The sequence below is a fragment of the Brachybacterium massiliense genome (assembly GCF_900184245.1).
Lineage (GTDB): Bacteria > Actinomycetota > Actinomycetes > Actinomycetales > Dermabacteraceae > Brachybacterium > Brachybacterium massiliense.
The window spans coordinates 1,112,456-1,134,597 of record NZ_FXXB01000008.1 but is presented as its reverse complement, the minus strand read 5'-3'; the positions used below and the strand labels follow the sequence as shown (position 1 = coordinate 1,134,597).

Below are 22,142 nucleotides of genomic sequence, written 5' to 3'. Positions count from 1 at the left end.
TTCGTGCGCCGTCATCTCGCCGGCGCCGGCGAGACCGGAGGCTCGGTGCTCAGCAGGAATCGCGTGATCGAGCGGGCGCTGCGCTACCTGATGCTGCTGCTCGGGCTGAGCCTGATGTCCCTCGGTATCGCCTTCTCGATCCGCAGCGCCCTGGGCACCACACCGATCTCGAGCTTGCCCTACGTGCTGAGCCTGCTCACCCCGCTGTCCGTGGGCGCGCTGATGATCCTGCTGAACCTCGTGTTCGTCGGTGTGCAGGTCGCGATCCTGCGCCGGCGGTTCCCGCCGCTGCAGCTGCTGCAGATCCCCGTGGTGATCGCCTTCGGCGTGCTCAACGACGCGGCGCTGTGGCTGCTGCGTGACGTCACCGCCTCCACCTACTGGCAGCAGTGGCTGCTCGCCGTGTGCGGCATCGTCATCGTGGGCATCGGTGTGGTCTTCCAGGTCAAGGCCAAGGCCACGCCGCTCGCGGGGGAGGGGCTGCTCCTCACCCTCAGCACCGAGCTGGTGGCCCGGTTCGGGCCGCGGCGCTGGGCGTGGGGCTGGTGGTGCAGCTGGTGCTGCGGGTGCTCGAGCCCGTGCGCTCGGTCGAGAAGGCGGTCGCGCTCGCCGAGGACGCCGCCCCTGCGAGCATCGCCTGAGCGTTCAGGACAGGCGGTCGTAGACCTCCTCGGTGACCTCGTACTGCATGGGCGTGCCGGCGAGGAACGCCGTCACCTCGTCCACCACTCCGGCGCCCTGCGCCAGGCGCGCCTCCACGGTGCCTCCGGCCACGTGCGGGGTGAGCACCGCGTTCTCGAGCCCGTAGAGCGGGGAGTCGGCGGGGAGCGGTTCGATGTCGAACACGTCCAGGCCCGCGCGGAGCCGCCCCGAGACCAGCTCGGCGGTGAGCGCCTCCATGTCGATCACCGCGGAGCGGGCGGTGTTCACCACGATCGCTCCGTCCCGCAGCCGGGCCAGCAGGCCCGCATCGAGCATCCCCCGGGTCTCGTCGGTCACCGGGGCATGGATCGCCAGCACGTCGCTGCGCTCGCACAGCTGCGCGAGGTCCACCAGCTCGACGCCCATCTCCTCGGCCTCGGCCGGAGTCGTGAAGGGGTCATGCGCCAGGACGTCCTGCACGCCCAGGCCGCGCACCATGGAGGCGTACTCCCGGCCCACCCGGGAGAGCCCCACGATGCCGATTCTCTGGGCGCGGATCCCGTGGGTGAGCCGGCCGGAGCCGCCCTCGTGCCAGTCCCGGGTGGCCTGCAGTCGCCGGTCCATCGAGTGCAGGTCCCGCAGCAGCACCAGGGTCAGCGTGAGGGCCAGCTCCGCCACCGCAGCGGCCATCGGTGCCGAGCCGCCCTGGGCCAGGCGCACACCCTGCGAGAGCACCTCCTTCGGGAAAAGGCCGCGGAGGGTGCCGGCGGTGTGCACGGCCAGCTGTAGGCGCGAGCCGACCAGCTGGGCTGGTGCGAAAGGCGCCGTGCTCCAGGAGGTGATGAGGACGTCGTACTCGTCGGCGATCCCCTCGGGCACCGCCGCGCGCTCCTCGCCCGTCTCGGGGGCGAGGACCACCTCGGCCACCGCGCGCAGGCGCGCCAGGGTGGGCGCGTCGTAGAGGACGGCGAGCTCGCGCGGCGTGATCGCCACGTACACGCGGGGGGAGGGGAGAGCGGCGGTCATGAGGTCTTCCTCTCGGGGCCGGGGTTCTCGAGCAGGCCGAGACCCTGCAGGCCGGCACGAAGATGGCCGGCGATCGCGACGTTGCCGAGCTGGTTGAAGTGTCCCGGATCGGTGGAGAGCGACGGCGGCTTCTCGCCGTCGGCGCGGGCTCGCAGATCGGCCGGGGTGGGCGGGATGCCTGTGCGCTCCGCGAGAGCGGCCGAGGTGAGGAACTCCTGCACCTCCAGGTGCGCCGCACCGAAGTGCTCCTGGCACGCGGCGTTCACGGCGAGCACCTTCTCCCGCACGGCAGGCTCCGCGCCGTTGTTCACGAACTGGCCGATCACCACGACCCGCGCCCCTGCCTGCTCGAGGTGACGGGCGGAGGCGATGATCCGCTCCACCACACCTGCGGCGTCCTGCCCGCGCAGCAGATCGTTCTTGCCCATCCACAGCAGAGTATCGGTGCCGCGCAGCGCGCTGCCGCTCGAGGGCACGAAAGGGTCCCCGGAGACGGCGACCGGATCCCCGGGGCGAAGGCGCGTGAGGAAGATTCCCTCCTCGGTGCCGTGCACCACGGCGGGCACACCGGCCACCTCACCGGCGAAGGGTCGCAGGAAGTGCGCGACCAGATCCAGCGCGGTGGGCTCGAGGCGCACCGTCCCGGCGCTCGGCAGGCGGCCGCCCTCGACGGAGACCTCCAGCGGGATCGCCCCGAGGCGGGCGGCGGTGTGATGGGAGGTCTCACCGCCGCGGCCCTGATCGTGGAAGCGCACACCGCACGGGGCCAGCACCGCCTCCATCGCCGGCGCCAGCAGCGCCATGGAGGAGGACCCCCACCCCACGAGCTCGGTGATCAGTCCAGCCATCGGGAGAGCCCCTCGGCGATGAACTCCTCGTCGAACAGCACCGGGAAGCGCTCCCGGAGCGAGCGGATCAGCTCGGACTGCCCGGGGGAGAGGACATCGGGGCCCAGGCACCTCGTGGTGCGCAGCAGGCCCTGCTGGCGGAGCACCTCGTTGATCCCCGGCACGCACCCGGCGAAGTCGTGGAGCACGTCGAACACCCCGGCGTTGATCTCGACCAGATCGGCAGCCTGGGCGAGGAGGTCCGGGGTGATCGCCCCGGACTCCGCCTCGGCGTTCGCCCGCGCCACGAGGTCGACGGCGGCGCGGGTGCCCACGGCCCACTGGCCGAGCAGGCCGCCGCGCGCCCGCACCTGCCGCTGCACCCCGCCGACGCTGCGGCGGTACGGGGTCAGCAGATCGGTGACGATCGCATCGTCGTTGCCGGTGAGCACCGCCACCTGGTCCCACCGGTCATGGACCAGCAGCTCCTGCATCACGTCATTGGTCCGATACCGGTTGAACGGCGCGGTCTTCACCGCCACCACCGAGTCGAGATCGAACAGCGCGCGCCAGAAGGATCGCGACAGCGGCATCCCGCCCACGCTGTCCTGCAGGTAGAAGCCGATGGTGGGCAGCACCTCGCCCACGGCGGCGGCGCGCTCGAGCAGCCGCGGCTCGCTGCGATCGGCCATGCCCCACGGGCTCATGAGCACCGCCTGGTACCCGAGGTCGCGGGCGACCTCCGCCTCGTGCACGGCCTGCGCCGTGTCGCCGACCAGCCCGGCGATGAGCAGGGGAGCGCTCGCCGCGGTCCCGTCGGCCCCTGGGCCCGAGGTGCTCGGCGCCGCCGCGTGCTCGTAGGCCGTGCGTGCTGCCAGCTCCCACACCGTGCGCAGCAGGCCGGGGTCGTCGTGCAGCTCGAACTGCGTGGAGTGCACGCCCACGGCGAGGCCGTGCGCCCCGGCATCCAGCTGGTAGCGGGTCAGCGCGCGCTGGGCCGCAGGATCCAGGCGCGAGGAATCATCGAGCGCGAGCGGATGAGCGGGCACCACCACGCCCGCATCCAGCCGCTCGTGCAGCGAGGCGGGCGCGCTCGCCGGAGCTGCGGCGGGGTGCGACGACGCGGGCGGCCGGGTGGCGCGATCCTCGAGATCGGTCATCAGAACTTCCCCTCCCGCTGCTGGAACTTGGTCGCCTTGCCGAGCTGACGCCCACCTCGTGCGACCCAGCCACCCACCCAGCGCACCAGGCGGCGCAGCGGCACCGACGGATAGCCGTACAGCTCATGGATCTCGGAGGAGTCGCTCAGCAGGGCGTCGGCGGACTCCTCGCCGACTATCACCGGCTCGATCCCCATCTCCTCGCCGAGCCAGTGCGCCAGGCGCCGCACCGAGACCGTCTCGGGGCCCGTGGCGTTGAGCAGCCGCGGGGGAGCGGAGGCCAGCTCGATCGACCGCAGCGCCCAGGCGTTGATGTCCCCCTGCCAGGCGACGTTGACCGCCGGCATCGTGACATCGACCGGCTGGCCGGCCGCGATCTTCTCGGCGATGTCGGCGATCACGCCGTAGCGCAGCTCGCAGGCATAGTTCAGCCGGAAGATCGACACGGGCGTGCCCCAGGTGTGGGACGCGTAGCTGAACAGGCGCTCGCGGGCCAGGCAGGACTGCGCGTACTCGCCGACGGGCGCCGGTTCATCCTGCTCTGTGGAGCCTCCCCGGGTGAGCGGGGACAGCGGGTAGACGTTCCCGGTGGAGTAGACGACCGACGGCACACCGCGGTACCTGTCGGCCACGAGGGCGGGCATTGCCGCATTGGACCACCAGGTCTGATGCTCCTGACCGGTGGTGCCGAACTTCATCGCCGCCAGGTAGAACATACCGGCGGCATCCGGCAGCTCTGCGTAGGACTCGGAGCGTGAGAGGTCCGCGGGATGGACGACCACCCCGGCCTGTTCGAGCAGCTCCCGTGAGGCGGGGTCAGAGAAGCGCGAGACCGCGATGACCCGGGCGGAGGAGCCCACCTCGTCCAGCGCGCGACGCGCCATCAGGGACATCGTGGGGCCGATCTTGCCCCCGGCCCCGAGCAGCACGATGTCCCCTCCGAGCGCGTCGAGAGCCTGGCCCACGCCGGGCAGCGGCCGGGAGAGGAGCTCGTCCAGGGCCTGCTCATCGGCCGGGGCGGTCAGGGGGGCAGCGCTGGCTGTGATCGCGGTCGACACTGATCGTCCTCACGTCGGGGGTGTGAACGGGGTGAGAAAAGGGTTTCCCCGTAGGTGGGACTGTATGCCGCACCCGTTCCGCCGTCAAGGCTGCGGGCGTCCCGGGTATCCTCCGGCCATGGCAGTGACCCTCAAAGTCGTGGCACAGCGCGCCGGTGTCTCCGTTCCGACGGCCTCCCGCGTGCTCTCGGGGAGCACGTACCCGGTGGTCGACGAGCTGAGAGAACGCGTTCTGGCCGCCGCGAAGGAGCTCGACTACGTCCCCAACGCCCAGGCGCAGGGGCTGCTGCGCGGCAACACCGGGACCATCGGGGTGCTCGTGGGCGACGTGGGCGACCCGTACTTCTCCGAGATCGTCAACGGGATCCACGAACGCGCCACAGCGCAGAACCTGCTGGTCACCATCTGTCACACGGAGCGAGATCCGGAGCGCGAGCTGGGGTACTTCCGGATGCTGCAGGCCCATCGTGCGCACTCCGTGATCATCGCCGGGTCGGGGCTCAGCGACGAGGAGTACCGCAAGGGGATCGCGACCCGCGTGACGTCCTTCCGCGCCGCGGGCGGGCACGTGGTGGGCATCGGCACCCCCGTGGTCGAAATGGATCGGGTCCTGGTGGACAACCGTGGAGGCGGCCGACTGCTCGGCCGCTATCTCGCCGGACTCGGCCACCGTGAGGTCGCCCTGATCTCGGGGCCGGAGGCGCTGAGCTCCAGCCGGGAGCGCTACGAGGGGCTGAAGGAGGCGTTCGACGAGGTCGGGGCACGACTCATCGTCCACCACGGCCCGCCGAACCGAGACGAGGGCTACCACGCCGCCGGCGCACTGCTGCGCGACCATCCCGGTCTCACCGCCCTGATCGGCTCCGCCGACCAGATGGCCATGGGGGCACTCGCCCAGTTGCGCGACCACGGCCGCAGCGTGCCCGGGGACGTCTCCGTGGCCGGCTTCAACGATATCGCCGTCTCCCGTGACCTCTCGCCCTCGCTGACCACCGTGCGCCTGCCGCTGCGGGAGATGGGGATGGGCGCCCTGGATCTCGCGATGCGCCCGCACGCCGCCGACGGCGAGGCCGCCATCGAGCGCCGCCTCGGCGTCGAGCTGGTGGTGCGCGAATCGACCGGGCCCGCCCGCAGCTCCTGAGCGCGTGCACAGCGGGATCGGAGGAGGAGCGATGGACGAGCAGGCCCCGCAGGGGCGCAGCAGCGACATCCGGGTGACGGAGGCGGAGGTCCGCTTCCGGGACGTCGAGCTCGAGCCGCCCTTCGTGATCAGTGGCCGCCCGATGACCCACTTCACCGCGGTCACCGTGCACCTGGAGGTCGTCTCGAGGAGCGGGCGCACCGCCACGGGGGTGGGGGCGGGGATCCTCTCGGTCCCCTGGTCCTGGCCCCGCTCCGGGATCGAACTGGGCGCACGAGACCAGGTGCTGCGGGACCTGGTGAGCGAGCTCGCCGCACGCTCGGCGACGCCGGGGTTCGGCGATCCCTTCGTGCTCTGGCACCCGCTGTACGAGCAGCTCGACGCGACGCTCGCGGAAGCAGCCCGCAGCGCCGGCATCGAGAGCATGCCGCGCCTGGCTGGGCTGCTCGCCCTCGGGCCGGTCGACAACGCCCTCCACGACGCCTGGTCCCGGGCCGCCGAGATCCCGCTGACCTCGATGTACACGAAGGAGCACTTGCGCGAGGACCTCAGCCGCCACGGAGCGCTCGGGGTGGGGCTCTACCCCGCAGACACTCTGCGCCGGCCTCGCCGCGCGCTGCCGGTGCAGCACGCTCTCGGCGTCGGGGACCCGCTCGCGGCGGGTGCGGCGGGCTCCGGAGTGCGCGATCTCGAGGACTGGATCCGGGCCGACGGGGTGCACCATCTGAAGCTCAAGCTCACCGGCGATGCCCGGGCGGACCTCGAGCACCTGCGCGCCGTGCACCGCCTCGCCGCCCCGCTGCGCCCTGACCTGCGACTCTCCCTCGACCCCAACGAGTCCTACGCCCTGCCCGCGCTCTCCGGGCTGCTCGATGCGCTCGCGCGCGAGGGGCCGGAGGTGCTGAGCGCGATCGACTATCTCGAGCAGCCGATCCCGCGGGACGAGGAGCCGGATCCGGATCAGCTGCGCAGGGTGTCCGCCCGGATCCCGGTGCTGCTCGACGAGGGATACAGCAGGCTGTCCCAGCTGGCCACGCTCGCGGAGCAGGGATGGTCCGGCGTCGTGGTCAAGGCGGCCAAGGGGCAGAGCCACGCGATGATCACCCAGGCGCTCGCGAGCACCGCCGGTCTCCGCGTCGCCATCCAGGACCTCACCGCGGTGGACCTCGCCCTCGAGCACTCCCTCGGCCTCGCCGCGGTGCTGCCGGTCTCCTGGCCAGGGGTCGAGTACAACAGCCGCCAATACGCCCCGGGGGCCAACGCCGAGCTGGCCGCGAGGCGGCCCGAGGCCGTCATCGTGCAGGACGGTCACGTGGCCTGGCACCCGGGAGGACTCGGCCTGACGGCCCTCCCGCACCGGGCTTGATCCTCTCGTGACCCACCGGATGTTGACCTGGGTCACATGGCGGGCTAGCGTATAGAAATCGTTTGCCGTCGTGCTCGGGCCCGGTGCCCGCAGCGCAGCTGCACAACGACGGCCACCACTGGCCGCACGACCCGGGACCCCCGCCGACCCCCGTCGGCGACCCACCTGTTTCAAGGAGGAGACATGGTCGACAGAATCTCGCGCCGCAGTGCCCTCGGTGCCGGTGCCGTCAGTGCCGCCGCGCTCGGACTCGCCGCCTGCGGCGGGAGCGGCGGCGGTGATACCGCCGAGGCCCCGCCGGAGAGCTCCGAGGAGCTCAGCGGCTCGATCGTCATGTGGATCTACCCGCTGGCAGAGACCGCGAGCGCCGAGTCCTACGCCCCGTTCGTCGAGTCGTTCAAGGAGAAGTACCCCAACGTCGAGGTCGAGGTCGTCCAGCAGCCCTGGGCGAACCGCGAGGAGCAGCTGACCACCGCCATCAGCGGCGGGAACGCTCCGGACGTCGTCTACTTCAACCCCGACTTCGTGCCACGCTTCGCCGAGGAGGACCTGCTGGTCAGCCTCGACGACCTGCGCGAGGACTGGGACAGCGCCTTCGTCCCCGCCTCCCTCGAGGCGATGACCTACGAGGACACTCTGTACGCGGCCCCCGTGCTCATGCAGGCCTCGCAGACCTTCGCCAACCAGAAGATCCTCGACGAGCTCGGCATGGAGGGGCCCACCACCTGGGACGAGCTGCGTGCCGTCGGTGAAGCGGCGAAGGAGAAGGATTACTTCCTGCTCGAGTACCACGGCGACGGCACCTTGAACCACAGCTACTACATGTACCTGTGGCAGGCGGGCGGCAACGTGCTCAGCGATGACCTGAGCACTGCGGCGTTCAACACCGCGGAAGGACTCGAGGCACTCGAGTTCATCAAGGAGATCGTGGACAACGGCTGGGCACCGAAGGAGCCGATCAGCGTCACCCTGCCCTTCGAGCAGACTGACATGGCGCAGGGCAAGGTCGTGTACAGCATGGGTTCGAACATCGGCCAGGTGCGCCAGATCCTCAAGGACCCGCTGACCGTGCTGCCGCCGCTGACGCACAAGGAGCAGGTCGCCATCGGCTCCGTCGGTGCGCTGTCGATCTTCAACACCACCGAGTCGCCGGAGGCGGCGGCCGCATGGGTCCATCACCTCACCGAACCGGACTTCATCGAGTTCGTGGCTTCGGACTTCACGTACTACCCGCCGCGCACCGATGTCACCGGCGTCCACGACGATGATGAGCAGGTCTCCGAGTTCGAGCAGTACCTCGACGTGGTCAACGCCGGGATCATCCATCCCCAGGCCAGGGAGATCATCGACGTGATGAAGCCCGAGATCCAGGCCGTGCTGCTGCAGGGGAAGGACCCGCAGGCGGCGCTGGACACCATGGAATCCGCGGTCAACGAGCTGCTCGAGCGCGGCTGAGACGCCCCATCCGAGCCGGGCACGTGAGCACCGCGTGCCCGGCGCCGAGCAGACCACAGCTCAGAGAGGAGCGGCATGTCCACTTCCGTGGCCCCCGCAACCCCCGATGCCACCGGCGATCCCCGCAGTCCCGGCGAACCCGGAGGGCCGAACGACGACACCGGACGCCCAGCGGTGGTCGCCCGCACCGTCACGTGGAGGGAGCTCGCGACCTCGCGCGGCGCGCTCGTCGCGTACGCCTTCATCTTCCCGTACGTGGCGTTCTTCGTCGCGTTCCGGATCCTGCCGGCGCTGTACGGGGTGCTGCTGAGCTTCGGCGATGTCTCCCTGTCGGGCAAGTTCCGGCTGGTCGGAACGGAGAACTTCGCCCGCCTGATCTCGGATGACGTCTTCTGGCACTCGCTCCGCGTGACGGGCATCTACGCGGTTCTGGCGATCCCGCTGTCCGTCGTGCTCTCGCTGCTGATGGCGCAGCTGTGCAACCGCACGATGCGGGGGATGTCCTTCTACCGCTCCCTGTTCTTCCTGCCCGTGGTGACCTCGCCGGTGATCTCCGGCATCATCTTCGTCTGGCTGTTCAGCGGCGGCGGGCCGATCGACGAGCTGCTCAGCACCGCCGGGCTCGAGCTGGGCTCCTGGCTGCAGAACCAGCACCTGGTGCTGCCCGCCCTGGCCCTGGTCGCGGCATGGGGGAGCTTCGGCTACAACATGCTGATCCTGCTCGCCGGTATGCTCGCGATCCCCACGGACTACTACGAGGCCGCCGAGCTCGACGGCGCCGGCGCCTGGCACCGCTTCCGATACATCACCATGCCGCTGCTGAAGCCCGCGCTGTTCTTCGTGCTGGTGCTGGAGACGGTCAAGAGCTTCCAGGCCTTCGACATGATCTACGTGATGACCGGCGGCGGTCCCGCCCGCGGCTCCTACACCCTCACCTTCATGATCTTCGACCAGGGCTTCGGCTACTTCGAGTTCGGGTACGCCAGCGCCGTGGGCGTGGTGCTGCTGGTGATCACCCTGATCCTCTCCCTGATCCAACGCCGCCTCGTGGGAAGGAACGACACATGAGCGCGATCACCGAGCGCCGCGAGCCCTTCGCCGCCCGCCGTGCGCCCCGTGCGGTGAGGGTGCGCAAGCAGCTGATCCACATCCCGATGATCCTGATCGGCGCGCTGACGCTGTTCCCGTTCATCTCGATGGTGGTCATCTCCCTGCACCCGGGGGTCCCGGTGCAGGTGCCGGAGATCTTCTTCAACACCGACATCTCGCTGGACGCCTACCGGCAGGCCCTGCGCAGCTCGAACATCCCGCGCTGGGCCCTGAACACCACGATCTACTCCGTGGTCTCGGTGGTGCTGGTGCTGCTGTTCGCCTCCATGGCCGGGTACGCCTTCGCGAAGAAGAGGTTCCTGGGGCGCGAGGTGATCTTCTGGGTGTTCATCGCGATGCTGATGATTCCCTACCAGCTCACGATCATCCCCCAGTACCTGCTGGTGGGCCAGATCGGCGGGCTGGACACGATGTGGGGCCTGATCCTGCCCACCGTCGCCAACGCCCAGGCCATGTTCCTGATGCGCCAGTTCATGCAGGACATCCCCGATGAGCTGATCGACGCCGCCAAGATCGACGGCGCCGGCGAGCTGCGCGTGTACTGGTCGGTGATCCTCCCCCAGACCAAGCCGATCCTCGCCACCCTGGGCACCTTCGTGTTCCTGTGGCACTGGAACGACTTCCTCTGGCCGCTGGTCGCCCAGCAGTCACCGGAGAACTACGTCCTCACGGTGGGCCTGAACGGCCTGCAGGCGCAGAACGTCTCCCTGGCGACGTTGATGGCCTCCGCCGTGGTCATGTTCATCCCGGCGCTGCTGGTGTTCATCTTCCTCCAGCGGTACTTCGTGCGCGGCGTGATGATGAGCGGGATCAAGTAGATGAGCCCCGCTCCGGGCGATGCCTCGCCGCAGGCGCCGATGCTCCGGGCACGGCAGCGATGAGGGACTCCCTGCGCACCCATCTGGAACGCGACGTGCTCGCGTGGTGGAGCCGGCACGGCGCCGACGACGAGCTCGGCGGCGTCCGCACCTGCTTCACCAACCGCGGGCAGCTGAGGACCACGGAGAAGTACACCTGGTCCCAGGGGCGCTGGGCCTGGACCTGCGCCCTGATCGTGGAGGAGATCGACGCCGGTCGGCTCCAGGGCGATCGCGACCTGTGGCACCGGCGGGCGCTGCGCACCGCGGACTTCCTGGCCGAGCACGCCTTCCTGCCCGATAGCCGCACCGCCTTCCTGCTCAGCGCCCGCGGGGAACCTATCGCCGACGCACAGGGCGAGCTGGCCACCAGCGTGTTCGCCGACCTGTTCGCCGTTCTCGGGCTGGCCGGCGCGCTGCGCCTGACGGACAGCGCCGCGGAGAGCTCCTCATCGCGCGAGCCGAGCAGGCCCGACACGGCTGCCGCCTCCGCCTCCGATCCCGCCCGATGGCTCGCCCAGGCGGAGCGCACCTTGCGCGGTGCCGCGGACTCCCTGCATCACCGCACCGCCCGCAGCGAGCCGTATCCGGTCTCCGCGGGGTTCCGCGACCTCGCCGGCCCGATGACTCTCCTCCACGTGGCCGCCGAGCTGCACCGCGCCACCGGCTCGGCGCTCGCCGCCGACGTCATGACGGAGGCCCGGGCTGTGCTCCTCGGCGGCGAGAGCGCTTTTCTCGGGCCCGAGACCTGGTGGGAGCACCGGCCCGACGACCCCGCGGACCACGACACCCTGCTGGCCCGCCACGTCACCCCCGGCCATCTGCTCGAACTGCTGTGGATGCTCGTCCACGTCGGCGATCTGCACCCGCAGCTGGCGGTCCCGGACGGCACACTCACCGTGCTCGCCCTCCGAGCCCTGGAGACGGGATGGGATCAGGCGGAGGGAGGACTGCTGCGTTACGTCGACCGCGACACCGGCGCGGCACCTGACGGGCGCGAGCTCGGCACCCCCTACGAGTCGCTCGTGCATCGCACCTGGGACACCAAGCTCTGGTGGGTGCACGCCGAAACCCTGTACGCCACGGCACTGCTGGCACGCCGCACCGGCTCCCCGGAGATCGCACGCTGGGCCGAGCAGGTGCGCGAGTACACCATGGCCACCTTCCCGGACCCGGGGGGTCAGGAATGGATCCAGATCCGCTCCCGTGACGGCAGCCCGCTGGACGAGGTCGTGGCCCTGCCGGTCAAGGACCCGATGCACATCGCCCGGTCCCTGCTGCTCCTGAACGCGCTCGAGGCCGGCGGAGAGCCGTGACGGGTGAGCGGTCCGCAGCATGATGTGCACACTGCGGGCCGCTCACCACGGCTGACTCACTTCGGCAGCGGGAACCAGGCCAGGTTCATGCCGTACATCCCCCAGGTGAGCGCCGAGCCCTCCGTGCCCACTGGCGTCGGCGGCGGTTCAGGCCCGGGGCTCCAGGGTGACCACCGTGCTCGAGTTCCCCGCATCGTCGATCGCGCGGCACTGCAGGCGCTGATCAGCCCGTACCGCGACCGGACGCTCGTACCGCGTCCAGGCGCCGTCATCGATCCGGTAGTGGATCACGGGATCGGCCGTGCCGTCGTCGTGGGCTCGCAGGTGCACCCGCACGGACTGGCCCGGCCGTGGGTTCGGGGGCGCGGTCCGGACAGCCACCTCCGGCGCAGTCCGATCCGCAGGCATCGGAAGCGTCATCAGGTGCGTGCCGGCTCGGGTGAAGTACAGAGCGCCGTGGCGGTCCTGCGCGAGCTCGTCGATCGCCTCGGCGGGTGAGGCCTCCGGCCCGCCGTAGAGGGTCGTCACCTCCTCCGTGGCGCGGTCCAGGAGGAAGATGCGGTTCGCCGCCGAGCCCACCAGCCGCGCACCGTCCAACATCAGGCGATCCGTGTTGCCGTATCGGGAGGGGCCGTGGTCGGCATCGATCACGATCGTGCGCACGGTTCGGCCCTCCCGGAGATCGAACTCGAAGACCGTGCTTCCGTTCGCGATTCCCCACAGGCGCTCGTCCTCGTCGATGAGCAGTCCGGCGATGGTCTCCGCAGCGGGGACGGGAGCGATCTGCCACTGCGTGGTGCCGCTGACGGGATCCCACCCGAACAGCTGTGCCTCGGACGTGACTGGGTCGATGCCGTAGCCGCCCTGGATCGAGGTCCCGCCGATCACCAGCCCGTCATGCTCCACGAGCGAGACGGGGGTCTGATCCGGGACGACGTTGCGGAAGACCTGATGGGAGTGCTCCTCCGGCTGCCAGAGCGTGATGGCGCCTCCATGCTGGCCGCCGTCCGGGACGGAGGCGACAGCGACGGTGTCGGCGAGCGAGGTGAGCTCCAGGAAGGCCTGGGGTCTGCTCTGGCCGTCGCCGATCTCGAGCGGTGCCGGGGGATTGGAGTTCAGCTCCCACGGCTCCGAGGTGCGGTACCACCAGAGGGATCCCTGCGGATAGCGGCCGAAGACCAGCGCGTCCTTGTACGTGCCGTACCCCTCGACCTGCCCGGAGCCGGCCAGCAGTTCGATCTCCCCCTGATCGGGGTCGTAGCGGCCCATCCCCGGCGGGCTCAGATAGCCGCCCGCGTAGATGTCCCCGAGAGGGCCTGCGCCGATCGTGACGATGTTGGTGCCGGCTCCCATCAGGTCGGGCACCTGGTACGTCCCGCCTCCCTCGACGAAGTTGAACGAGTAGGTGCGTCCCTGGTTCCAGTAGGTCAGCACGAGGGAGGGACTCTCCCCCTCGAACTGGACCCATGCCCAGGACTCGGGAGCGGCATTGGGGCGGCGAGCAGTCCCGCTCAGCTCACGCGTGGCCAGGTCGTAGCGGTGGATCTCTCCGTCGGTGCGCAGGTAGACGTGGTCCGGGTTCGTCGGATCCGGCGGGGACACCCGCGGGTTCGCCCCCGGGATGTGGTCGATCCAGGTGTCCGTGCTGAGATCGCGCACGAAGATGCCGTCGGTGCCGACGAACAGCAGGTCGCCCCTCAGCGAGATCTTCTCGATGCCGGTGGGAGCATGCGCATCGGGCATCGGGATCTCCGTGAAGGCGCCGGTGCTCCGGTCGAATCTGAGGAGGTGACCTGTCTGCTGGGTGCCGATGTACATCGAGTCCCCCGCAGGACAGATCGCACGGACGTACTGCTCACCGGCGAGCGCCACGCCGTGGTCGGTGAACTCCAGGGAGTCGGGATCCAGCGAGTAGAGCCTGCCGCCCGGATAGGAGCCGAACCAGGGTGTGCCGTCCGCATCGACCGCTGCCGTCCACGCCCGCTGCCCCGTGGGGAACGCGCCGAGGTGCTCGACCGAATCCGTGCCGGGGGTGTGACGGTACGCGTGGCTGACCTCGGAGGTCGCGAAGTACACGGTGCCGTCCACGGGGGAGATCGCCAGCGTGCGCTGGCTCGAGATCCCGTGCGGCACCCGCGTCTGCAGCACCGTCTCGCCGGTACGGAGGTCCATCACCGTGAACTCCGCGTTCGTGGTCACGTTGCCCTCGACCACGTAGTACCCGCGGGGGACGCCATCGGGTGCGGTGCCGACGGCCGAGCTGAGCGCCTGGGTCTTGTGGACGGGTTCGCCGAGGTCGACGGCCTCGCCCGTGCCCGGAAGAGCTCTGTGCTCTCCCTCAGCCGCGGCGGGCGCGAGGCCGCAGAGCGCGAGGAGCCCGCCGGCGGCGGTGCCCTGCAGGGCGAGTCGACGGGTGAGCATGGGTGTTCGGTCGTGCTGCGTCATCGAAGAGACCTCTCTGAGGTGTGCAGGGGGAGGGGGAGAGAAGGGAGCGTCGCGCTCTAGATCAGGGTGAATCTCGCGAGGTCCGGCCCCCACACGCCCCAGATCTGTTTGCCGTTCGGCGCCCAGCAGAACTCCGGGTTGTTGTACCAACCGTTGGGGACATCGGCGTGGAGCAGCCGCTCCGTCCCCTGCTTCGCGCTCGGCAGTTCACGGATGTCGAAGGCCCAGTGCACCCAGGAGAAGACCCGTCCACGGGACTGTCCGAACTCGCCGTACCCGCCGAGATCCCCTCGATGGACGATGCTCTCGGTCGCCAGGTCGTAGAGGAACCACGGACCCCTCGGTCGCCGCCCCATCAGGTACAGCTGGCCGTCCTGGTGGACGACCCCCTCGTACGACTGCCAGTCCGGGTCAAGTTCCCGCCGCCACAGCACCTCGCGGGTGGTGAGGTCCACGGCCGCGACGTCGCCGGCGGGCTTGCTGGGGCCGCTGTTGCCATCGCCCCAGGTGTCTCCGACGATGTATGCGACATCCCCCGCCACGGCGATGTCCATCGGACGCTGCCCGGGGAGGATGTCGACGTGGACGTCGAACTCCCCAGTCCGCAGGTCCACGAAGGTGAGAGCTCCGGAGTACGACCCGTTGCTGGCGCCGGTCGCGACCAGCAGCTGGTGACGCGCCTGGTCGTACTGAATCTCCTTGACCCGCATCTGACCGTGCCCGATGGCTCCGAGCACGGTCGGCTCGAAGGTGCGGGGGTGGTACGCGACGATGTTCGTGCTCGGGTACATGCCGGCGTAGACCGTCCCGTCGGCGCCCTGCACCATGGCCTTGGGCTCCCCGGGGGCATAGAAGCTCTCGGAGGTCTGAGCCCCGAGGTTGTGCACCGTCATCGAGTAGTGGCCGCCCACCCACAGGCGCTGCCCGCGGGAGTGCAGCAGCATGCTCTGCACCTCGTCGGGATAGGCGAACGAGCTCGAGGTGAGGCTGAAGACCTCCGCCTCCCCGCCGGGGAGGACCGTCCACACGTCGCCCACGCCGCTGACACCGACGAACCGGCCGTCGTCGGTGAGGTCGAGCAGGATGTTCTCCACGTCGTCGTGCGGGCGCGCGATCGGTGTCAGCGTCTCGGCGTCGACGCGATAGATGTTCGTCGTCAGGCGTGCCAGCGCGTACACCGTTCCGTCCGGAGCCACCGTCAGCTGGTCGATGTAGCGATCCTCCTCCGGGATCGAGCGGGAGACGCGCTCCGAGCCGTCGGGCCGGATCGAGATCAGCTCTCGTCCGCTGGCGATGTAGAGCAGACCGCCGGAGGCGACCATGTCGAGGATGCCGACGGGGGAGTCGCTCAGCTGCGGCGTGAGATCCAGCGGTTCCCCTCCGCCCTCCCTGGGCCATCGCAGGAGCCTGCCCGGGCTCGCGGAGCCTCCGTACACGTACTCCTCGTCCGCGACAGCCGCGGTGGCGTACAGCGAGGTCGAGACGCGCCCGTACACCTCGACCTGCCCGTCGCTGACCCGGATCCGCCGCACCATGCAGTCCGGATAGGTGCCGAGGTAGAGATACCCCTCGTGGTACCGCAGGTCATAGGCCCACAGCGTGGAGCCGCCGATCGGCACCCACTCCTCGGCCTCGCGGGTGTCGGGGTCCATGCGCCAGATCGAGCCATGGCCGGCGGCGCCGATGTACAGGTGGGTGCCGTCATGAGCCAGCTGCTGGCCGGAGCCGCCGCCGAGGTCCAGATCCGAGAACCAGAGGGCCTCCCCGGTCTCGAGATCCACCTCGGCCAGCCTCAGCTTGCCGTCGACGGGGTGGCGGGAGGTCACGAAGAGGCGGTCGCCCAGGAGGGTCGCGCCGCGGATCGCGGCGGTGAACGCGGCGGTGCCGTACCGCTCGACAGGGAGGGTGCGCACCTGCGCGATCGCCGCCTCGTCGAACCATGCGGTGCCCTGGTTGGACTGCGGTGAATACAGCAGGAGAGTGGCGTGAACGGCTGTCCGGGGCGCTGTCCCACTCACCTTCACAGCGTGCCAATCGCCCAGATATCGGGTTTCCTGGAACGTGCTCGAGACCCTGGTCCCGGCCTCGTCCCAGAATTCCAGGTACACCGAGGCGCGTCCGGCCTCGACCAGCACCTGCACCGACCCTTCGTAGACGGTGCCCGCGTCGATGGGCAGCCGCGAGCTGCGCAGGCCCACCGAGGTGGTGCTCTGATCTGCGATCCGCACCGACCGGTCGCCGCTGTGGGCGGCATCGTCGGCGGAGGCGATGTGCTCCCTGGAGGCGGCGTTGAACGGTTCCCAGTCGGTGGGCCAGCCGTCGGTGACCTGCTCGAAGCCTGCGTTGAGGATCTCGCCGGCGGCGACGGCCCGGGGGAGTGGGAGCACCCCGGACCCGGCGGTGGCGGTCGCGGCCAGTCCGAGGCCCAGCGCGCCGCGCATCACGGCTCGGCGACTCGGGGTGATCTGCTCGGGCGTGCTGTCCTGGTGAAGCATCGTTGCTTCCCTTCGGTGGTAGCTACAGGGAGAAAACCTTTGCTGACCGAGATGTTAGTGACCGGGGTCACCGGCGTCAATGGGTGTGGTGCTCCGAGCCGGCAGCGCCGGCTGCGTCGCGGGACTCAGGCCCGGCGCGGCAGCTTCTCGCTGAACCACGCACCGATCGCGGTCATGACGTGCGGCCGGAGCGGATGCCCGCCGTCGTGCAGCAGCAAGTCGGGTCCCTGCTCTGCGGGCCAGCGCCGGCCCGCGGAGCGGAACAGATCGAGGGTGTGGGCGCCGTCGCCGTCCCCGCCTCCGGCCAGCAGGAAGGGGCGCGGGGCCACCAGTCCCAGCAGGTCGTCCTGGTCGCGCTCCTGAGGAATCTCTCCGTCCAGGTACCAGGGATCCGCCCAGTTGGAGTGGGCGAACCCCAGCCCGGGCTCGTGCACGGCGGCCGCCTCGATGCGAGGGTCCAGGGCGGCCAGGTGCAGGGCGAGCTTGCCACCCAGGGAATGGCCGAAGGCGGCGAGCCGGGCACCTGGGGCGAGGCCGGACTCCTCGAACGCGGTGACGGCGAGCACCAGATCGGCGACGCTCCTGCCCAGAGCGGTCATCGTCTGCTCACGGCGGTGGCGGGCGGCGGCAGGGCCGTAACGCTCCTCGAGGCTCCGGGCCGTGGCGGTCGCCGGATCCGCGGCGGCGATCTGTTCGAACCACCACGGCACCGCGAGCACGGCGTGCCCTGCGTCGGCGAGCCGCAGCCCGTACGCGCCATCGGCAGGGTCGCGATCGTGAAGAGCGGTGCGCGGCGAGGGCTCGCCGAAGAGAGGTGGAGTGTCGTAGAACGGCACGACCACCACGATTCCGGTCGGCGCCGCCGCCGTGGGCACCAGCAGCTCGCACACGAGTTCGGAGCCGAAACTCCGGATCGCCAGCTGGTCGATCCGGCCGTTCACCCCGTGATGTGTCAGCGCGCGCTGGCCGACGTGGTGCCAGGAGCCCTCGGCATCCGGGTATGCCCCCAGCCGCTTCTGCCACCAGTCACGTTCCGCCTGCGCGGGTGCCACCGGTGTCTCAGGGCTCCACCGGCAGTGCGGCGGGTCGCACCGGCCTTCCTGTGCGACCCGACTCGTAGACCGCCTCGATGAATGCGACGGCGGCGCGCGCCTCCGCCGAGGTGACCAGCGGGGCGGTGCCCTGCTGCACCGCCGTCACAAAGTCGATCAGCCCTTCGCGGAGGATGTCGCGAGGGGTGAACTCCGGGAGCTCGAGCCCGTCCCGCGAGTGCACGTGCACCACGCGCTCGTTCTCCGTCACGATCGATCCGGCATCCCCCATCAGGTTCATGCGGATCGGCAGGTTGCCGTACGCGGCGGTGGTGGCCTGGAAGGTCAGCTGGGCACCGCTGACCAGCCGGGCGGTGACGGTCACGGTGTCCTCGACCTCGATACGCTCATGGGCGAGCAGGCCGGTGTGCGCGAACAGCTCCTCGACCTCGCCCAGCAGCCACAGCGTGAGGTCCACCAGGTGCACGCCCTGGTTCATCAGCGCGCCGCCGCCGTCGAGCTCCCAGGTGCCGCGCCAGGCCCCGGAGTCGTAGTACTCCTGGCTGCGCCACAGCGGCACCTCGATGGTCGCCGAGGTGATCCGGCCCAGCCGGCCCTCCTCGACGAGCTGCTTGAGGAACTGGTTCTCGGCGGCGAAACGGCGCTGGCTGGCGATGGTCAGCACCTTCCCGGAGCGCTTCTCCGCGGCGCGGATCCTGTCCGCCGCGGCGACCGTCACCTCGATCGGCTTCTCGAGGAAGACGTGCTTGCCCGCCTCGAGGGCCCGGATCGTCACCTCGGCATGCAGGCCGGAGGGGACGGCGATGATCACCGCGTCGATGTCCTCGCGGGCCAGCAGCGCGGTGACGTCCGAGGCGGCCTCGACGCCGTGCTCCGCGGCGATCTTCTGCGCGGCCTCGGGGTTCTGGTCGGCGACGGCGACGAGATCGGCAGGGGAGTCCTCCGCGGTGAGCCGCTTGACATGGCCCTGGCCGATGATGCCGACTCCGATGATGCCGAATCGCTGGCGACCGGGCGCGGCGGCGGTGGGGGACTGGGTCATGACGCGTTCCTCTCGAGGGACTCGGTGATCGCGGAGAGCGTCGCCACCGGCGACAGCAGCGCCTGCGGCGAACGCGGCGAGGCGCCGCTCTCCACCGCCTGCAGGAACTCGGCCAGCGCCGGGGCGTTGTAGTCGCCGCCGAGCGTGAGCGGGCGGGCGACGGCGGCGTTCTCATAGACGGCCGTCGCATGGAAGGGAGTGCGGGTCCCCTCCCCGGGAGTGAGGAAGGTGAAGGTGACCTGCGTTCCCGCGATCTCGCACGATGCCACCACGGTGTCCGCGCTGCGCATGGCGCGCACCTCGAGCTCTCCGGGGGCGACGGTGGGGTTCCCCAGGATCTCCAGGGCCGCCTCCACATGGTGGATGCCGTAGAAGAACAGCCCCGCGTACTCGCTGTCCGGATCGGCCGGCCCGCTCACGTGGAGGTGGCGCAGCCGGCCCGTCTCCTGCGAGGCGGCGAAATCCGGGAGCTCCGGCACGAAACGCAGCGCCGAGCAGGACAGCATGACCGCCCCGCTGCGCTCGGCCAGGGCGAGCAGCTCCTGGGCGTCGGCCACGGAGGCGGCTAGCGGCTTGTCCACCAGCACCGCCTTGCCGGCCTCGAGGAGTGGGCGGGCGTGCTCGAGGTGCTTGCCGCCGTCCCGGGAGGAGACGATCGCGGCATCGACCTCGTCTCCCAGGTCGGCGGGCTCTTGGACGATCCGCTCGATAGCGCCGAGCTCGGCGAGCTCCCGGTTTCGCGGTGACGGGCCGCCCACCAGCGCCGTCGCCCGGACGCCGGGGTGCCGCTCCTCCACGTTGAGGAAGCGGGTGAAGTGGGTGATGTGCGAGTTCTCGGTGCCTATGAGGCCGATGCGCAGCACGGCTGCTCCTCGTAGTTCGGTGGGTCCTTGCCGAGCTGCCGACAAGGTCGGGATCCCGACGGGCAGGCGCGGCGCCACGACGACGGGACAGTGCCACAAGGTTCCCCCGCACAGGTCCGTGAGTCAAGAGGAAAAGGTGTTCATCAGGCATAGCGGTGTATTGCGATCGCGCTCCCGGCCACCTAGTGTCGAGACATGACCACGCACAATGACGTCGTCCGGGTGGGCCTGCTCGGCCTCGGCACCATCGGGGTCTCGCACGCGAAGGCGCTCGCCGAGCTGCGCCATCGCGCCCAGCTCGTCGCCTTCAGCGGAGGTGATAGCGAGAAGGCGGCCGATGCCGGCTGGCCCGAGGCGGTGCAGTCGAGCCCCGAGGAGCTCCTGGCCCGTGAGGACCTCGACGTCATCGCCATCTGCACGCCCAGCGGCGCGCACGCCGAGAACGCCCTCGCCGCGCTCGGCAGCGACCATCACGCGGTGGTCGAGAAGCCGCTCGCGCTGACCGCGGCGGAGGCGGATCGGATCGTCTCCCTCGCCGAGTCCCGAGGCCTCAGCGTCCATGTCATCTCCCAGCGCCGCCTCGAACCCGAGGTGCAGGCCGTGCGCAGGGCGCTGGAGGACGGGCTGCTGGGCCCGCTGCGGCTGGCCACCACGCACGTCCACTGGTGGCGGGACGAGAGCTACTACTCCGCCGCCCCCTGGCGAGGCGATTCCAGAGCGGGCGGCGGATCCCTGATGAACCAGGGAGCCCACAACGTGGACCTGCTGCGCTGGCTCGCCGGCCCCGTCGAAGCGATCACCGCGCAGTCCGCGACCCTCGCCCATGAGCCCGGCACCGAGGACACCACCGTGGCGACCCTCCGCTTCGCCAGCGGCGCCCTGGGACTGATCAGCACCTCGACCGCCACCCCTCCCGGGAGCCCGGCGACGCTCACCCTGCACTGTGCACGCGGGGTCGTCGAGATCGGCCAGGGCGAGCTGCTGCGATGGGACGTGGACGGGGTCCCCGCACCGCGGATCGACGCGGCGGAGACGGGCATCGGGGTGGGCGCCTCGGATCCCGCTGCCATCGGCATCGCCGGGCACGTCCAGCAGTGGACGGAGATCCTCGACGCCGTGCAGGAGGGGCGCGACTCCTCGATCCCCGGCCGGGACGGCGCGGAGACTGTGCGCCTGCTCGAGGCCATCACCGCCGCGGCCGCGACCGGCCGCACCGTGACCATGGACGAGCTGCGATGACGGAGAAGCTGCGATGACGGAGGAGCTGCGATGAAGGTCGCCATCCTGGGCGCCGCCCATCAGCACGTCGACTACGCCCTCGCGGAGGTCGAGCACCGCGAGGAGCTCGAGCTGGTGGCGGTCGCCGAAGCCGATGAGACGCTGCGCCGCCGCTTCCTGCCCGGCATCGAGGCCCCGAGCTACCAGAGCGCACAGGAGCTTCTGGCGGAGCATGACGTGGACGTCGCGCTCGTGGCCGGGATCTACAGCCAGCGCGCCGAGGCGGCCGTTGTGGCGCTGCGCGCGGGAGCGCATGTGCTCGCCGACAAGCCCCTGTGCACCTCCCTCGAGCAGCTCGCACAGGTCAGGGCCGCGGCCGAGGAGGCCCAGCGGCACGTCTCGATCGTGTTCGAGAAGCGGTTCTATCCTGCCACCCTGGCGCTGCGGCAGCTGCTCGCCGAGGGCGTGCTCGGGACGATCGCCATGATCGCGAGCACCGGGCCGCACAAGCTGGGCCAGGCCACTCGCCCCGGGTGGTTCCTGGACCGCGCCACCTACGGCGGAATCGCAGGAGACCTGCCGATCCACGACATCGACCTGGTGCTCGACCTGGTCGCGGAGCAGCAGGGGAGAACAGCCGCGCTGCAGGGCAGCGTGAGCGCCTTCGTGGGCAACGCGCGGGCGGCGGACCATCCCGACTTCGACGACCACGTGAGCCTGCTGCTGCACGCCGGCGGGGTGCCCGCCACGATCGAGGCGAACTGGCTGGGCCCCGAAGCGGCCGATGTGCACGGTCACTACCGGATGCGGATCACCGGCTCGGAGGGCACCGCCGAAGTGGACTGGGCCCATCACCACCTCACCGTCACCACCCATGACCGGCCGCGTTGGGAGGTGCCGCTGGGCCCCGCGCAGCGGCCCGCCCAGTACTTCTTCGACGCGCTGCTCGTCGGAGACGAACCGGAGGTGACCACCGCAGCGAGCCTGCAGGCCACCGAGATCGCCCTCAAGGCGCAGCAGAGCGCCCTGGACGCCGGTGCGCCGCAGGCGTTCTGACACCCCCGAAGGA

At 70.5% G+C, this 22,142-nt stretch carries 17 protein-coding genes and 1 pseudogene; 9 read left to right on the top strand and 9 right to left on the bottom strand.

Annotated features, from left to right (window positions below; translation table 11 throughout):
• Positions 1-90: 90 nt before the first annotated feature.
• Positions 91-513 (top strand): annotated as a pseudogene (locus BN4251_RS19035) (DUF6198 family protein); the annotation flags it as partial.
• A 132-nt stretch (positions 514-645) separates the two neighbouring features.
• Here the strand turns inward: BN4251_RS19035 and BN4251_RS15135 are convergent.
• From BN4251_RS15135 to BN4251_RS15120, 4 genes are read right to left on the bottom strand one after another with little or no spacing between them, the layout of a single operon-like run.
• Positions 646-1,668 (bottom strand): hydroxyacid dehydrogenase, encoded by a 1,023-nt coding sequence (locus BN4251_RS15135; protein WP_087485860.1) that lies wholly within the window; start codon positions 1,666-1,668, stop codon positions 646-648.
• Positions 1,665-2,516, bottom strand: a complete 852-nt coding sequence (locus tag BN4251_RS15130) for an SGNH/GDSL hydrolase family protein (RefSeq protein ID WP_087485859.1) — start codon at positions 2,514-2,516, stop codon at positions 1,665-1,667. Before BN4251_RS15130 ends, BN4251_RS15135 begins: the two co-directional genes overlap by 4 nt.
• A complete protein-coding gene (locus BN4251_RS15125; protein WP_245810379.1) occupies positions 2,504-3,655 on the bottom strand; it encodes a dihydrodipicolinate synthase family protein in 1,152 nt (383 codons plus the stop codon). The genes BN4251_RS15130 and BN4251_RS15125 overlap by 13 nt, the downstream gene beginning before the upstream one ends.
• Positions 3,655-4,713: an NAD-dependent epimerase/dehydratase family protein gene (locus tag BN4251_RS15120; protein ID WP_212647623.1), complete on the bottom strand. Its 1,059-nt coding sequence runs from the start codon at positions 4,711-4,713 to the stop codon at positions 3,655-3,657. The genes BN4251_RS15125 and BN4251_RS15120 overlap by 1 nt, the downstream gene beginning before the upstream one ends.
• A gap of 118 nt (positions 4,714-4,831) precedes the next feature.
• Between BN4251_RS15120 and BN4251_RS15115 the strand changes: the two genes are divergently transcribed.
• The 6 genes from BN4251_RS15115 (at position 4,832) to BN4251_RS15090 (ending at position 11,958) form a co-directional block, all read left to right on the top strand.
• Positions 4,832-5,854, top strand: a complete 1,023-nt coding sequence (locus tag BN4251_RS15115; protein WP_170931990.1) for a LacI family DNA-binding transcriptional regulator — start codon at positions 4,832-4,834, stop codon at positions 5,852-5,854.
• Positions 5,855-5,885: 31 nt separating this feature from the next.
• A complete protein-coding gene (locus BN4251_RS15110) occupies positions 5,886-7,220 on the top strand; it encodes an enolase C-terminal domain-like protein (RefSeq protein ID WP_087485858.1) in 1,335 nt (444 codons plus the stop codon).
• 183 nt (positions 7,221-7,403) lie between these two features.
• Positions 7,404-8,675, top strand: coding sequence for an ABC transporter substrate-binding protein (locus BN4251_RS15105; RefSeq protein ID WP_087485857.1), 1,272 nt, complete (start codon positions 7,404-7,406; stop codon positions 8,673-8,675).
• A 75-nt stretch (positions 8,676-8,750) separates the two neighbouring features.
• Positions 8,751-9,743, top strand: coding sequence for a carbohydrate ABC transporter permease (locus BN4251_RS15100; RefSeq protein ID WP_087485856.1), 993 nt, complete (start codon positions 8,751-8,753; stop codon positions 9,741-9,743).
• Positions 9,740-10,603 (top strand): carbohydrate ABC transporter permease, encoded by an 864-nt coding sequence (locus BN4251_RS15095; protein ID WP_087485855.1) that lies wholly within the window; start codon positions 9,740-9,742, stop codon positions 10,601-10,603. Before BN4251_RS15100 ends, BN4251_RS15095 begins: the two co-directional genes overlap by 4 nt.
• A 59-nt stretch (positions 10,604-10,662) precedes the next feature.
• A complete protein-coding gene (locus BN4251_RS15090; RefSeq protein WP_087485854.1) occupies positions 10,663-11,958 on the top strand; it encodes an AGE family epimerase/isomerase in 1,296 nt (431 codons plus the stop codon).
• Between the two features lie 147 nt (positions 11,959-12,105).
• On the opposite strand, the gene BN4251_RS15085 is transcribed toward BN4251_RS15090, so the two are convergent.
• The 5 genes from BN4251_RS15085 to BN4251_RS15065 form a co-directional block, all read right to left on the bottom strand.
• Positions 12,106-14,403: an NHL repeat-containing protein gene (locus tag BN4251_RS15085; RefSeq protein WP_140398456.1), complete on the bottom strand. Its 2,298-nt coding sequence runs from the start codon at positions 14,401-14,403 to the stop codon at positions 12,106-12,108.
• A 56-nt stretch (positions 14,404-14,459) separates the two neighbouring features.
• Entirely contained in the window at positions 14,460-16,898 is a 2,439-nt protein-coding gene (locus BN4251_RS15080; protein ID WP_087485852.1) for a PQQ-binding-like beta-propeller repeat protein, read from the bottom strand.
• A 125-nt stretch (positions 16,899-17,023) separates the two neighbouring features.
• Positions 17,024-17,950, bottom strand: coding sequence for a dienelactone hydrolase family protein (locus BN4251_RS15075; RefSeq protein ID WP_087485851.1), 927 nt, complete (start codon positions 17,948-17,950; stop codon positions 17,024-17,026).
• A 7-nt stretch (positions 17,951-17,957) separates the two neighbouring features.
• Positions 17,958-18,992, bottom strand: a complete 1,035-nt coding sequence (locus BN4251_RS15070) for a Gfo/Idh/MocA family protein (protein WP_087485850.1) — start codon at positions 18,990-18,992, stop codon at positions 17,958-17,960.
• The gene (locus tag BN4251_RS15065) at positions 18,989-19,855 is read right to left on the bottom strand and encodes a Gfo/Idh/MocA family protein (RefSeq protein WP_170931989.1); all 867 of its coding nucleotides are present in this window, start codon (positions 19,853-19,855) and stop codon (positions 18,989-18,991) included. The genes BN4251_RS15070 and BN4251_RS15065 overlap by 4 nt, the downstream gene beginning before the upstream one ends.
• Before the next feature lie 195 nt (positions 19,856-20,050).
• Here BN4251_RS15065 and BN4251_RS15060 point away from each other — a divergent pair, with 195 nt between their 5' ends.
• Positions 20,051-21,094: a Gfo/Idh/MocA family protein gene (locus BN4251_RS15060; RefSeq protein WP_087485848.1), complete on the top strand. Its 1,044-nt coding sequence runs from the start codon at positions 20,051-20,053 to the stop codon at positions 21,092-21,094.
• Positions 21,095-21,124: 30 nt separating this feature from the next.
• Positions 21,125-22,129 carry a Gfo/Idh/MocA family protein gene (locus BN4251_RS15055; protein WP_087485847.1) on the top strand — a complete coding sequence of 335 codons (1,005 nt, stop codon included), beginning with the start codon at positions 21,125-21,127 and terminating at the stop codon, positions 22,127-22,129.
• The last annotated feature ends 13 nt before the right edge of the window (positions 22,130-22,142 follow it).